At 37.5% G+C, this 13,490-nt stretch carries 12 protein-coding genes; 1 reads left to right on the top strand and 11 read right to left on the bottom strand.

Features of this window, described 5'->3' with window-relative positions:
- Positions 1-155: 155 nt before the first annotated feature.
- The 6 genes from AC106K_RS02840 to AC106K_RS02815 all read right to left on the bottom strand — a co-directional run bounded on the left by AC106K_RS02840 (position 156) and on the right by AC106K_RS02815 (position 8,168).
- Positions 156-2,570, bottom strand: coding sequence for a TonB-dependent receptor domain-containing protein (locus tag AC106K_RS02840; RefSeq protein ID WP_482443329.1), 2,415 nt, complete (start codon positions 2,568-2,570; stop codon positions 156-158).
- 5 nt (positions 2,571-2,575) lie between these two features.
- Positions 2,576-3,016, bottom strand: coding sequence for a MarR family winged helix-turn-helix transcriptional regulator (locus tag AC106K_RS02835; protein WP_482443328.1), 441 nt, complete (start codon positions 3,014-3,016; stop codon positions 2,576-2,578).
- 102 nt (positions 3,017-3,118) lie between these two features.
- Positions 3,119-6,364: an ABC transporter permease/M1 family aminopeptidase gene (locus AC106K_RS02830; protein WP_482443327.1), complete on the bottom strand. Its 3,246-nt coding sequence runs from the start codon at positions 6,362-6,364 to the stop codon at positions 3,119-3,121.
- Between the two features lie 2 nt (positions 6,365-6,366).
- Positions 6,367-7,239 carry an ABC transporter ATP-binding protein gene (locus AC106K_RS02825; RefSeq protein ID WP_482443326.1) on the bottom strand — a complete coding sequence of 291 codons (873 nt, stop codon included), beginning with the start codon at positions 7,237-7,239 and terminating at the stop codon, positions 6,367-6,369.
- Positions 7,240-7,447: 208 nt separating this feature from the next.
- A complete protein-coding gene (locus tag AC106K_RS02820) occupies positions 7,448-7,651 on the bottom strand; it encodes a helix-turn-helix domain-containing protein (RefSeq protein ID WP_047097842.1) in 204 nt (67 codons plus the stop codon).
- Between the two features lies 1 nt (position 7,652).
- Positions 7,653-8,168 (bottom strand): DUF2975 domain-containing protein, encoded by a 516-nt coding sequence (locus AC106K_RS02815; RefSeq protein WP_482443325.1) that lies wholly within the window; start codon positions 8,166-8,168, stop codon positions 7,653-7,655.
- 169 nt (positions 8,169-8,337) lie between these two features.
- Between AC106K_RS02815 and AC106K_RS02810 the strand changes: the two genes are divergently transcribed.
- Complete coding sequence (locus tag AC106K_RS02810) at positions 8,338-8,682, top strand: TfoX/Sxy family protein (RefSeq protein ID WP_482443324.1); 345 nt, start codon at positions 8,338-8,340, stop codon at positions 8,680-8,682.
- A 152-nt stretch (positions 8,683-8,834) separates the two neighbouring features.
- Here the strand turns inward: AC106K_RS02810 and AC106K_RS02805 are convergent, their stop codons facing one another.
- The 5 genes from AC106K_RS02805 to AC106K_RS02785 all read right to left on the bottom strand — a co-directional run bounded on the left by AC106K_RS02805 (position 8,835) and on the right by AC106K_RS02785 (position 13,461).
- A complete protein-coding gene (locus AC106K_RS02805) occupies positions 8,835-9,893 on the bottom strand; it encodes a nucleotidyltransferase domain-containing protein (RefSeq protein WP_482443323.1) in 1,059 nt (352 codons plus the stop codon).
- Positions 9,890-10,801, bottom strand: a complete 912-nt coding sequence (locus AC106K_RS02800) for a hypothetical protein (RefSeq protein ID WP_482443322.1) — start codon at positions 10,799-10,801, stop codon at positions 9,890-9,892. The genes AC106K_RS02805 and AC106K_RS02800 overlap by 4 nt, the downstream gene beginning before the upstream one ends.
- 6 nt (positions 10,802-10,807) lie before the next feature.
- A complete protein-coding gene (locus AC106K_RS02795; protein WP_482443321.1) occupies positions 10,808-11,518 on the bottom strand; it encodes a tunnelling fold family protein in 711 nt (236 codons plus the stop codon).
- Positions 11,515-12,468, bottom strand: a complete 954-nt coding sequence (locus tag AC106K_RS02790) for a hypothetical protein (protein ID WP_482443320.1) — start codon at positions 12,466-12,468, stop codon at positions 11,515-11,517. The genes AC106K_RS02795 and AC106K_RS02790 overlap by 4 nt, the downstream gene beginning before the upstream one ends.
- A gap of 75 nt (positions 12,469-12,543) precedes the next feature.
- Positions 12,544-13,461 carry a WG repeat-containing protein gene (locus AC106K_RS02785; RefSeq protein ID WP_482443319.1) on the bottom strand — a complete coding sequence of 306 codons (918 nt, stop codon included), beginning with the start codon at positions 13,459-13,461 and terminating at the stop codon, positions 12,544-12,546.
- Positions 13,462-13,490: the final 29 nt, after the last annotated feature.

Here is a 13,490-nt window from a genome sequence, read left to right as displayed (position 1 = left end):
CACGAATGCACGAATATTTTTTTTATATAATACATAAAATTAAGCATATAGATGATTTATTCGTGCATTCGTGGCAATATTCAGCGGTATACAATTTTATTTGTAGGGTAACGCAAATTCTTATTCCTCAGTATTTTACAACAGTTGCACGAAGTTTAGTTGCCTATTCTCTGCTTCAGATCCTCCGCTCCTCCCGTTTTCCTTGGCTGTCCATTTTTATAAGATCCAAAATTATACGTATAAGAAAGCGTTACCACACGGGTATCCCTTTTCACCGCAAAATTTTCGATATAATTGTTATAAACGGTTTGCCCTTTGATATTGCTGGTAAAGAATATATCAGTGAAAGAAAGCTTAAGAACACTGTTATTTTTGAATTTCTTCTGCGCTCCGATATTCAGATACCAGTTCGGACTCACATTAAGGTAAGCATAGATTTCTCTTGCCTTATAATTTCCTGTTAATTCAGCAGTGAAGCCATTTCCCAGCTTAAAAGAATTGATGCTGTTGATGCTGAACGTAAAATTCCCTTTATTGTTGATCTGGGTTCCGGAAACATTTCCCGTGTAGGAGCCATAGTAAAAATTGGCACTGTTGTTCATATCCCACCATTTTGTAATCTTTACAGGAGCGATCAGATTTAATCCAAAATAAGATGCAGAATTTAGGTTTTCAAAGGTTTGTACCGTTACATTCTGGCCACCTTCTACAATAGGTTTAAGAATGTCTGTAATATTATCCGAAGTTTTACTGTAGCTCAATGTCGCAAAATACTTATTATAAAGACTGTAAGTCAGTTCATAATTCATCGTGGTCTGTGGATTCAGATCAGGATTCCCGGCTCTCATGGTTGTTGGATCTAGATAGAGTTTGAACGGATTGAGCTGGTTATAGCTGGGTCTTGTAATCCTTCTGCTGAGATTGATTTCCAGATTGCTGTTTTCGGTTAGATCGTAAGCCACCACTGCGCTTGGAAACAATTGAGTGTAATTTCTTTTATTGATCTGGTTGGTGGTAAGCTGAGTTCCTTTTACATTGGTATTTTCAACTCTTAAACCTGCAATCACTTTGAACTTATCCCATTTTTTAGACAGGTTACCATATACCGCATTGATGTTCTCTTCATAAATAAAGTGATTGGTCTTATTGAGATCCGGGACAGGTACTCCAGTAGTAGCATTGAAGAATTTCAGGTCATTGTCTGTTTTTACAAAGCTGGTCTTGATCCCGGTTTCCAGTTTCCAGTCGTTGCTGAAATTTTTGGTAAGATCAGATTTTAATGAATAGATATTGAGCTTTCCGTTCATATCACCTTTCTGAATATCAAGCTGATTCTGGTTACTGGCAATATCATGAGTTCTTGTTTCAAAATTCTGAAGAGAAGAATTGGAATAATTAATATAATCAAAATCAGTGGAAATTTCAGAACCCAAAGAATCAATGGTGTATTTGTGATTGAGGTTCACAGAGACATTGGTCCATTGGTCATTAGACGTATTCAGGGTATTGAAAGTGCTTTCAGGAAGGTGGGTGTTGCCTAACGTTATGTTGGAATTATCACCGTTAAGACCAAATTTATTAGAGATAAAACCAACAGAGAAACCTATTACATTCTTATCATTCATATAATAATCCATTCCGGCTTTTGCGATGTGGTTATTGAATTTGAATTTTAAAAAATTATCCTGTACGTAGGTTTTCTGAAAGACATCGTTTTCATAGAAGTTCCGGTCCAGAACCAATCCGTTATAAGCTTCCCTGTACGCAAAGCTGTAGTTGGCAAAAATATTGATCTTCTTATTTCTGTGATTGATACTGAAGCTGTTGTTGTTTTTCACATATTTCCCTGTTCCCAAAGACGTGGAAATACTTCCGTTGGTCCCTTTTCGCTGCTCTTTTTTAAGCTTGATGTTGATGATAGAAGAACCTGCTGCATCGTATTTGGATGAAGGATTGGTGATGAATTCTATTTTTTCGATCGTAGAAGAAGGCATTCCTTTCAGGTAATTGGCAAGATCACTTCCGGTCATAGGTGTGTTTTTACCATCAATCTGAATCAGGAGATTTCCTTTTCCCCGAAGGCTGATATTGTCATTGTTGTCAATACTGACTCCCGGTGCCTTTTCCAATACTTCAAAGGCCGAATTTCCGGTGCTGGCAATACTGTTTTCAACGTTCATGATCATTTTGCCATCCTGCCTTTCAATGAGAGGCTTGGTTTTGGTGATCGTCACCCCTTCAATTGATTTTACATTCAGATCAATAGAAGGCAATGTCGTATTTTCGGCCAGTGAAATCAGGTCTGAATGATATACCTCAGACCCATTTTTGTTGATTTTCAGACGATAGTTTCCTCCTTTAAGGTCACTGAAAGAAAATTTACCATTAGAATCTGCAACTTCTGTTTTGATTAACTTCTGGTCCGTATCCAGGAGGTTGATTTCCATTTGTTCAGCCTTGTCAGATTTGATATTACCTGACAATGAAAGATTCTGTATCGCCTGGGCAGAAAGCGCACTGCTGAAAAAAATCAACAGCCCTATAAAAATGAGGGTGAATATTCTGGTCATGTTTTTTACTTTTTAGGGTTTAGACAGTTTTCTGAAATTTTCAGTAAAGCAGAATACATGACCTCAAGCTCATCTTTTGTAATGCCGTTTAATGCTGTTTTGCGGTTCTTTTCAACAATATTCTGAACCTTTATGATGACCTCTTTTCCGGAATCCGTTACGTTCAGATTCGTCTTTCTGCGGTCATCAGGATGTACGTGCCGAGTGATATAGTCAGACTTTACCATCAAATCAATTATTCTGGTCACAGAAGCATTGTCCTTGAAAACAAGATCACCAATTTCATTCTGGGTAATTCCCGGGTTTTCCAGAATAGCTTTGATGATAAGCCACTGATCTATAGTAATGGTAAAACCATGTGCTTTCAGCTGGCGTTGTGCATAGTTTCTATAGGCTCTGATCGCTTTATCTATGTTGTAGAATATAATTGAATTTAATTTTTCCATATTTTCAGACTTAAAATGATATATCAATTATTGATATATCAATTAATTTGTTGATCACTTTTTTATTTTGTTACAACGATCTGAAATTATTTTTATAGAAATTTAAAAGCTGTCTATAGGACTACTCATTTTTGCCGTTCCGGATATTTTAGGAGGATCTGGAGGAGAGGGCTTATCTTCTGTGGTTTTGAATAATCGGTCAATCTGCTCTCTGGTTACAGCATCAGGAGAAATTTTATAAAATTCATTAAGAAGATCCAATGAACCCGGTTTTTTCGGATACTGATTATTTCGTAGAAAGTTTTTCAGCGCTGTATTGACCTTTTTTTCACCGATTAAATCACTTAATCTGACCATTGCAATAGCACCTTTTGAATAAGAAATATGGGGAACATCACCGGTGGCTCTATAGATCGGAAGACTTTCAGATAATCCTTTTTCATTATCATAGATCTGTTGATGTACCTGTATTCTTTCCATCATTTTTTCCCGCCCATGCATTTTTTTATAAAGCATCATTTCGGTATACATCGCCAGAGTCTCTGTAAGCATAACGGCTCCCTCTCTGTCATCCGGATTGATCTGGCTGTTGCCCCACCAGAGATGAGAAAGTTCGTGCCCGGCAAGCTCATTGATGACATCCTGTTTCTTGTCTGCCTGAATATTGGCATGGAATATCATATCTTCAGGCATAAAGATCGCAGACGGGTAGGCTGTTGCCGCAAATCCTCTGGTAAAAGAAGAGATCTCTGCAAAGGTGATGGATTTGAAAGGGTAGGGTCCAAAATTCTGCTGACAATAGTCTAAAGTAATTTTTGCATTGTTAAGAAGATGATCTACATTTTCAAAATGGTTTTTATGATACAGAATATTGATCGCAATCCCTTTATAATTCATGCTTTTCATCGTATAGGCTGCCGAAGAAACGGCAAAACGGAAAGGGATCTGATCAGCTTTGTACTGAAAATAATTTCTGCCGGATTTTGTCCATTGTTTTACAAGATCTCCCGTTCCTATAGCCGTCTGATTTTTCTCAGTAGAAACGGTCATATTCAGATTGATAAAATCTTTTCTTAAAACTTCAGGAGCTTCCGGTTTTTTCAATACGGCCAGTTTTTCCAGTGCATATTGATGGCGTGTCTGCTGGTCCTGAATTTCATAGTCTTTCTGATACCCAATAGATGGATAATACCTGCTGATCCTCATGAAAGAACCGTTCCCGATGATTGCATTGAAAGACTGATGACCATTGACTGCACGCCATTTGTAAGACAGTCCGAAACTTAGAAGAGCCGTACTACCCGGAAGCATAGGCTGTTGTAAAATAATTTCGGCAGTATGCTCATGAATGGTTTGTATTTCAGACCCGGATGTGAAAACTGCAGATTCAAGCTTCAGATCATCATTAAAATTGATCAGGATTTTACTGATGGGGTGTTCCGTCTGATTTTTAAGAAGGTATTTTCCTGTGATATGGTAAGCGTTTTCCGAAGGATATAATTGAATGTCTGTGCTTATATCAGCAATTTCCGGCTGGGGAAGATTTTGATATTTTTTGTATTGTTTTTCATACTGAACCGAACTAAGTATGGCTTGTTCCTGGTCTTTTGGAATATAGCCTTTAATAAATAAAAGACCTGCTCCAATCCCACACAGTAAGAGAACAACACAGAATGTGGTCTGGATAAGTGGAAACTTTTTAGTTTTAATAAACCGATTCAGAATCCACAAAAACGAGAGAATTCCCATACCAAATAAAAGACGTTGCGCAAATACCGCTGTATAGATTCCATATCCGTTGAAATCGCTGTAACTGCCTTTAAAATCAGAAAATATTCTTAAAAGAGGATAGGAAAGGATCTTCCCTGAAACCGGACCTGCCAAGGTGAAGACGGCGAGAATGGAAATCCCCAGTGCAATGAATTTATTGGAAATCCTGTCATTGATCAACAGAAGCAATCCGGAAAATAAAAGCAATGGAAAAGTATTGAAAAGGAAAACACCCAGATAAGCAGACCAATTGATATGGAAATATTGATAGGCGGCCTGGAACACAATACCCTGTGCAATTAAAATGACTGTGAAGAAGAATAAAAGAACACTCATGGAAATAAAGTGGCCTACCAAACGATTTCTGGAGAAAAAAGTACTGTTTTCAATCATAAAGAATCCTGATGAACGGCTTCTCCAATACAGATCATTCAGAAAATAGGCTGCAATCAGTAATCCGAGCAAATGAAAATTCTCATTGATTGTAGAGGCCATAAGCCCCGAACCTGCATATTTTTGGGGAAGACGGATCCCTTTTTCTATTTCTGCATACATTTCCATTCCTACACAGAACAACAGCAGAATAGAAACAGCAGGAAGACTGATACTTTTGAACAGATAGATCAGGTCAATTTTTGCAAAAGACAAGATGGACCGATAAGATGCTTTTGATCCGAAACTAGAGGCTGTAACGGAATATTCTGATGGAATATCCTTGGATACGGTCTGTGTTTTTCCGTCAGTTTTTTTTATTTTTTTTCCTGAAGTATTGGAGAAAGAAAATAATCGGGCCGAAAGCAGGAGAAGCCCTCCGGATAAGAGGAGAAACAGAATTCTGTTCAGCAGCAGATAGCCTGTAAAAGGAACAATCTGGGTGTTTTTCTGATGAACCGTAAGCTCCCGGGATTCCATAAAATATGCAGAAAGACCAAAAGGATCCAGTAACGCAGAAATCTGCTGTGTTTCCAATGACTGTGGAAGGCTTCCTGCCATAAAAGGTGAATTGGAAAACAGTAAAACAATCATATAAAAGATATAGAGGAATAACCCACCCACAACGACTAAAAGTTTTCTGTTGATGATCAGAGAAATGAAAAACAGAAAACTGCACACCAGAAAACTATTGATAAGCCCGAAAATCAACAGTGGATAAATATAATACCCGATACTGAAATGATCCTGCATTTCACTTCCGGTACGCATAAGCTGGCCTATGATAAAACCCGTTATCAAAAAGAAAAAACTTACAAAAGTTTGCAGAAAATAGATACTGAATCGGCCTTTCAGATAGGTGAGTTTTGAAAACGGAAATGAAAACAGAATACTATCGAACTTTGAATCCTGATCTTTAAAAAGCAGCTGCAAAGCATAAACGGTAGCAAAAAAGATGATGGCAAGACTCAGCATACCTGTCATATATCCCGATGTGTAAGGCGAGTTCAGGTAGATTCCTTCTCCAACCGAAAGGTTGAACTGGCTGCCACAAAAGATGCCGAGGAATATTAAAATCAGGACAATAAGATAACTGAGCCAGTGCTTGGTGCAGCGTCTGGCTTCAAATAAAAATATAGTATTCATGACTAAGGTTTTTGAGTTAGCGTATGGAAATAAACGTGTTCCAGCAAAGGGGTTACAGGGCTGAAATCTTTAGGGTGTTCTTCTGAGAATATGGTGATATAAAGCTCTCTTTCCAGGAGTTGTCTGCTGATGATTTCGTAGCTGGAGCTATAGCTTTCCAGTTCGTTTTTATGAATTGGTTTTGACCAAATTTTGCGGTCAAGTTCTGCCATCAGAGTTCCGGGTTTTCCTTTTCTGAGAATCTGACCGTGGTTCATCACCGCCATTTCTGAGCAGAGGTTTCTCACATCTTCTACAAGGTGGGTTGATAGGATAACGATAACGTCCTGGCTGATGTCGTTGAGAAGGGCATTGAAACGGTTGCGCTCTTCCGGATCCAGTCCTGCCGTGGGTTCATCCACAATGATGATTTTGGGGTCACCTAATAAAGCCTGGGCCACTCCGAACCGCTGTTTCATTCCACCGGAGAACGTATGAACTTCTTTTTGGGCAAAATCTGAAAGGTTGACTTTTTCGAGCAGATTCAGGATCTGGTTTTTACGCATTTTTTGATCTGTAATACCTTTTAATACTGCGATATGTTCCAACAGATCATAAGCGGAAACTTTAGGATAAACACCGAAATCCTGAGGAAGAAATCCCAGATTCTTTTTAATATAATCAGGGTCTTTCACAATGTCGATTCCATTGAAAACTAAGGTCCCTGAAGTTGGTTTCTGAAGTCCGACAATCGTTTTCATTAAAGATGATTTTCCGGCTCCATTGGGCCCCAGCAAACCAAACATTCCGTTTTTAATTTCAAGGGAAATGTCTTTAATGGCTTGAAAACCATTTTTGTAAGTGAGGCTCAGGTTGTTGATGGATAATGTATTCATAAGGCTGTGTTTGGATAATAGAAGGACAGGCAATCCGGTTGAGGACTACTGTTGTGTTGAATAATAAAAAGACGGAGAGAGAATAGACGAATAGATGAGAGACTGAGGGATTCAAAGATAAAGAAGGGATAAGACTTTCAGTTTTCAAACCTCAAAAGATTGAAAGGAAACCTGAAACCTGAAACTATGAACTTTAAACCTTAAACCCTTACTCTTTATACTCCAGAATATCCCCCGGCTGGCAATCCAGGATCTTACAGATGGCTTCCAGGGTATCAAATCGTACGCCTTTGGCTTTTCCGGTTTTTAAAATGGAAAGATTGACGGGAGTGATCCCTAGTTTTTCTGCCAATTCTTTACTCTGCATTTTTCGTTTGGCTAGCATGACATCTAAGTTGACTATAATTGGCATTTTATATAAATAGATCTTGTTCGTTTTGCAAATGTAGTCCTTGCTTAAAGATATTCGCAAGAAACAGGCAGAAAATTCCAAGCATAAAGTGAATAAACACCAGTCCCCATACCATACTTTCCACTTCTACAAAGAAACTGGCTATCACTGCCAGAGGAAGAGGGAAAAAAATATTATACAGGTAAAATTTCTTAAGCTGTGCGATATTTTCTACTGTAAACAGCTTTTGCTGGAAAAACACTCTGAAAACTTTAGCGGAAAACCAGAAAAAGATTCCATAAGCGATCAATACCAACAGAAATGAAAAGATCATATACGGATAATTGTTCTCGATATTCAGAAATGGCTGTTGTGTGAAAGGCAGATTAATGTGCAGATATTGGCCATTCTTGTAGGGGGTCACTGAAAAACCTGTTATAAGGCAAAGCAATGAATACAATACCATGATTAAATATCCGGCTGAAAGTAATGAGCAGATATAAAATAGTATTCTTGAAATAATTTTGGTCTGGTTCATGTCATGATCATTAAATTGATATTGCAAATGTATAATTAATTATCGTAAAACAATAATTAATTTAAATGAAATTTTATTTTTAAAATTAAAGACTTCCGGATTAAAGTTGATAAATATTGTACTGACCGTTGTTTTTCATTAATTTTAAATAAATAAAAAATACAAAATCATGGCTTATAGTATTGATCTCGCAGACAGGGTGAGAGAATGGCTCTCAACAGTTGATGATATTGAGGTTGAAGAGAAAAAGATGTTCAGTGGTTTGGCATTTCTTGTCAACGGAAAGATGTGTATCAATATCAGTCATGACAATCTGATGTGCCGTTATAATCCCGACCTGGAAGATGAGGTGTCAGGGAAAGTGGGATTTCTTCCCATGATCATGAGAGGGAAGCAGCTCAAAGATTACTGCTATGTAGAACCTGCGGGATTTCAGCATCCTTCCGATTTTGAATATTGGATGAAAATCTGCCTTGAGTATAATAAAATTGCTAAGGCTTCGAAGAAGAGGTGAGTGAGGTGTTGCGTGAGGGAGTTTGAGAGTGGGAGGGTTATTGGGTGAGAGGGTTTGAGGGTTTGAGAGTGGGAGAGTTTGGGAGTGAGAAAAGTGACCGGAAGAGTTTTAATTTTACCAATGGCTAATGACTTATCTTCCAGTCGGTTGTCTTATTGATATAAATTCTCTCTGATCTTTATCAGAATATCTGTTGTTCTTTTTAAATCCGGAAAATCCGGAAGAGTGGATATTGAATGATAATGCTCAATAGACTGAATCAGGTCTTCAGCCGTATGCATGACCGATTCGTAAGATTGATTGCCTGCTTTAATGTCCAGAAGTTCCTCACGGTTTTTGACACGGATTTCCAATAAATTGGTTTTGAAAATATGCTCACAGGACTGCAGCAGACGGATGGTGTGCATCATGTTTTTGCTGTCATAATTTTGCCCATGGGTTTGGTTGACATTGTAGCGGTCTTCATTGCGTTCAGATACCCATTTCCAGTACTCTCTGTAGTCTTTACAGTAGGTAGAGTAGGCATCCAGATTAGAAAAAAGGTAAGCAACTGGCTTTTCATTTTCAGGAACGGATGACACGGAAACCTGATTAGCTTCTTCATGCTGAATCACACCCTTATAGCCTAAACTTCCGGATTCATCATAAAATAGAGCAAACATTCCTTTGGTATGATCAATATTGACCAAACCACAGTTTTCCTGAGTTTTTCCATTTTCTGAAAGCCATTGTTTCAATGATGCGGAGCCCTGACCTTTTAAAATAAAACAAAAATCCAGAATCGATTTTCTTTCCTTGTCTACAGGATTTAAGATCTTTTTATTGAGTCCTTTTGCTTTTTTGATCTGTGAAACGGCATATCCGGCAAACGTGTCTTTGCATAATTTTGATAGAAAATCTTCAGCTTTTAAAAGGTCCATCAATGGGTTTTTATACAGAATAGAATCTTCAGGACTTGCCAGAATTTCCAGAATATTCGGGTTGTTTTTCTGAAGCAGCTCTACAAACCTTCCGATTTCATAATACGTAATGTCATTCGTCTCATTAGAGATCTGCGGAATATAGTTCAGCCCAAAGAAATCTTCTTTCGGCAGGTAATATACTCCCCTTATATCCGTATCTGAATTTTCCGTTGCCAATCCAAAAGCTCTGCTTCCCGAGATAGCTTCGAAGAGGATGAGGTTTTTATTTTTTAGGTCCTGGATGTTCATGATTTTTTAGAAGACTCAAAGCCTTCGTATTTTAATTTTTGATTTTTATTCTTAAAATATCTTTTATCTTTCTGACTTCTGACTACTGTTCTTCCATACAGGAATCCATTAACGATAAGATATTCACGATCCTGAATAGGAATGGCAATAACCACGCCTTTGCCAATATTGCCACTTAGATCATGAAAACAGTCGTTAAGAAAAGAGAAATCTGTTTCGTGAGAGACAAACTTTTTTTCCGGTAATGAAAAGCTGTTTTGAGCCTGATCGATCATCAATTGTAATTTCTCTGAGCTCTCAGTATTGGGATGTGTATCGAAATACTTCCGGGCAGCAAGTTCTATAAAATCTTCGGTGTAGAAAATCTTACATTCTTTGAAGTTTTTTATAGCCAGATAAACAGGATCTGATGAATCAATGGGTAAGCCGGAAGCCTTTATTTTGACCGATTCCGGTATTTCAATTCCATATTTTGCCTGTAAATCTTCACAATGCTTCAGAAAAAGATTTTCTTTTTTGTACATAATCTGCACTTCTCCCTCTGCAATTTTTTCCTCCTTGCTTGTGAAAGCAGGATTACGGCCTTTTTGCCATATTTTATCTTTAAATATTAATGAGAAATATTGATATTCGACTCTGTGCTTTGCATTAAAATGGATCTGTAAAGTATCTCTTTCCTGAGGAGTATATTCAAAATCAAAGATATTTCCCATATTTAATTTTGAGAGGATGCCGTCCGTGGAAATCCCGTTTTCAAAATCTTCGATAGGACGCATGATGATCCCTCTTATTCTTGATTCTTTCGAACCCATATACCGATTCAAAGTCCAGATGTAAATATTTTTGATTTCATCAATATTCCCTTCGGCACAAGTACAAAACTTTATTTCATTATTGGCTGTACACATACTTATTTAATCTAAAAAATAAGGTGAAAAATCTATTCCCTGCACACCTCCGGGTACCGGAAGCACATTATCTCCGTTCATAGTTACTTCATATTCATCGCAGCCCAATTGTGAAACCTTTTGGTACCAGCTTTTCTGATATTCCTTTTCAATATCTTCCAATTTGATCAGGCAATGCAGCCCGCCATTGGTTTTGATAAAGCTGAGGCAGTCCGTATTGAGACAATCTTCTATATCTTTTCGGAATTTGTCAATAGCGATCTGATGGTTTTCCGTTTTAAAATCAATATCAAGATCGAAGAATATTTTCCTTGAAGTGGTGGTCTGGATAATATTCAAAGACAATGTGTGCGGATTGATGGCATTGTCATTTCTGATCAGTTTGTCTGAAATTTCCCGCATCAGCAATAAAGAAGCTTTATGCAGATCCCTTGGATTGGGAGTGATATACAGTGCCAGATTATCCTGAGAAACGTCAACATCTCCAGATTCGTAACGCCCGATAGGAAGCTCAAGCTGGCTGATTTTATGAAACAGTCTTTCCTTGGTGGTGGTAAAACGTTTTAACTGAGCTTTGTCAGATTTTAGTCCGGTTTCCGGGTTGTATTTTCTTCTTGCCAGGAGCTGCACATAGTATTGTTCATTAGGCTGCAGATCCGGAAGCCAGTTGATGAAGTCTTTAAGCTTTTCCTCGTTGTAGATGACTTTATAATTCATGATAATCCTTCTTTTTGTAATTCAACAATTTTGTCTACCCATTCTATAATGGCCGTTTCCAGGGCTTCCAGATTGCTAAGATCGGGATCTTTTTCATCTGTAAAAGAAAGAATGCCGGCAGTATGGATATTTTCATTGATCTTAAACATAAAATGTGTTTGGGGAAGGTCCAATATAGGGCCGCCGCCATAATATCTGTACGTTTTATTTTGATGAATAACTTCCAGAATCTGGTAAAGAATTTTTTTAGGAAGCTGTCCCTGCCAGATGAAATCCAGTGGACGTCCTGTATCTTCTGAGCGTTCGTTAGAGTAGATATGTAAGAAATAATCAAAATCTTTATCAATCAGCAGATCGACACTTCTTACCCTAAGATCACTTCTCAATCCGTCACTTTTTGAAAAATAAAACTGATAATGGCTGTTGAGAAAATTTTCTTTGTTGGTATAAACAGGCAGACTGTATTTTCTTTTTCTGTACCCGTTTTCATCTTTTGGACGATGTTCGTAGGAATAGAAAAGAATCTTATATCCGATCTGGGTACCGATAAAATCCTGGTCATCGGATGTTCCATGAGATAGAATAAAAGATTCATCTTCCCACTGATAGTTTTTGGTTTTGAGATTCCATCGGTTTTTTGTATAAATAAATTCAATCCAGTAATAGGAAGAAAATACATCTATTCTACAAAGAAAGACATCTCTGTGCTGAGGTTGATAATGAATGCTTCCAAAAGAATGATTAGCCGCATATTCATTGAAAAGCTGTGTGATTTTTTCAGAAATCTCTGTGATATTTTCTTTATTTTCAAAGAGCTGTTCCCATGGGAAATAGATTCCGGTAATCGTTTTCTGACCGTCTTTAAAACCCGGGAGGTAACGTTTTAGGGCCCAGTTCAAATTGGAATTTTCCTTTGTCCGGTTGATGGTGATGATGCTTTCTTTTTGCATGGTTATGTTTTATGCTGTATGGATAATACTCTTCAAAAATAGTCTATAATCTTCTTTCTAAAAGATAACTTACCCTTATTTTGATTCTCTTAAGGTCCCGTTAAGGTCTAAAATATATTCTTTCCCACTTTTTTCTGCCTTTATCTTACCATTCCTTGCATAATCGATCCAATCATATTCACAAGGAATAATCAGTTTTCCATCTATATCTGTAGCTCCCCAGAGCCCATTCCTAGCCACTCTGACTCTATTTTCAGACATTTCAAGATGATCAATATGGGTATAAATATAGTCGGTAAGGAAAGTAAAAGTTTCATTTTGAAATTTTACCAAAGCCTGAAGTCCGTTTCTGGTAAAAATATAGTATATATAACCCGGATTTGTATTGATTATAAAACTATCTTCTATGCTTTCTAATTCCAAAGGAATAACAAATTTGCCTGATTTCACATCGTAAACACCTGTTTTTTGATTTTGGGTACACTCAAATAATTCCCCGTTACTATAACAGAACGTTTCAATATGGTCGAATTCCAGAGGGATAATTTCCTGTTCATCCAGGGTGATGATCCCTTGTTTTCCATTCTTCTGTACAATGGCATAATGATGAGGATGCTGAATGTAGAGCTTCTCATATTCCATAGGGAGAAGGGGTTCTCCTTTTTCATTGATAACGCCTTCATAAGCTATTCCTCTGCCGTCTTCTTCTGTAAACCTGCTGATGTATGCAAACCCATTCCGAAATCCTGTGGCATGTTCGTATTGAAAGGGAATAATAACTTCATTTTTTAGATTCAGATAACCATATAAACCGTATTCATTCTCTGCTGCCAGCAGCTGGCTTTTTTCAAGATCAGGATCAAGATATTTGTAAATCACAGGAATGTCGAAAGTCTGTGTAATTTTGTTGTACAGTCCGTATCTTTCATTCTCCCTGTCCTGAGCAATGGCAAATTCTTCATTCAGATGTCTGAATTTTAGTTTTTTTTTCATGGTTTTCTTTGGTTGGGTTTTAGAAAAAA

The organism is Chryseobacterium sp. FR048 (genome assembly GCF_056844665.1).
Note: the sequence above shows the minus strand (reverse complement) of the source record. Positions and strands in the feature narration are given on the sequence as shown.

Bases quoted from the DNA above. Each gene is read 5' to 3' on its own strand.
- AC106K_RS02840 (WP_482443329.1), bottom strand. From the start codon at position 2,570: ATGACCAGAATATTCACCCTCATTTTTATAGGGCTGTTGATTTTTTTC.
- AC106K_RS02835 (WP_482443328.1), bottom strand. From the start codon at position 3,016: ATGGAAAAATTAAATTCAATTATATTCTACAACATAGATAAAGCGATC.
- AC106K_RS02830 (WP_482443327.1), bottom strand. From the start codon at position 6,364: ATGAATACTATATTTTTATTTGAAGCCAGACGCTGCACCAAGCACTGG.
- AC106K_RS02825 (WP_482443326.1), bottom strand. From the start codon at position 7,239: ATGAATACATTATCCATCAACAACCTGAGCCTCACTTACAAAAATGGT.
- AC106K_RS02820 (WP_047097842.1), bottom strand. From the start codon at position 7,651: ATGCCAATTATAGTCAACTTAGATGTCATGCTAGCCAAACGAAAAATG.
- AC106K_RS02815 (WP_482443325.1), bottom strand. From the start codon at position 8,168: ATGAACCAGACCAAAATTATTTCAAGAATACTATTTTATATCTGCTCA.
- AC106K_RS02810 (WP_482443324.1), top strand. From the start codon at position 8,338: ATGGCTTATAGTATTGATCTCGCAGACAGGGTGAGAGAATGGCTCTCA.
- AC106K_RS02805 (WP_482443323.1), bottom strand. From the start codon at position 9,893: ATGAACATCCAGGACCTAAAAAATAAAAACCTCATCCTCTTCGAAGCT.
- AC106K_RS02800 (WP_482443322.1), bottom strand. From the start codon at position 10,801: ATGTGTACAGCCAATAATGAAATAAAGTTTTGTACTTGTGCCGAAGGG.
- AC106K_RS02795 (WP_482443321.1), bottom strand. From the start codon at position 11,518: ATGAATTATAAAGTCATCTACAACGAGGAAAAGCTTAAAGACTTCATC.
- AC106K_RS02790 (WP_482443320.1), bottom strand. From the start codon at position 12,468: ATGCAAAAAGAAAGCATCATCACCATCAACCGGACAAAGGAAAATTCC.
- AC106K_RS02785 (WP_482443319.1), bottom strand. From the start codon at position 13,461: ATGAAAAAAAAACTAAAATTCAGACATCTGAATGAAGAATTTGCCATT.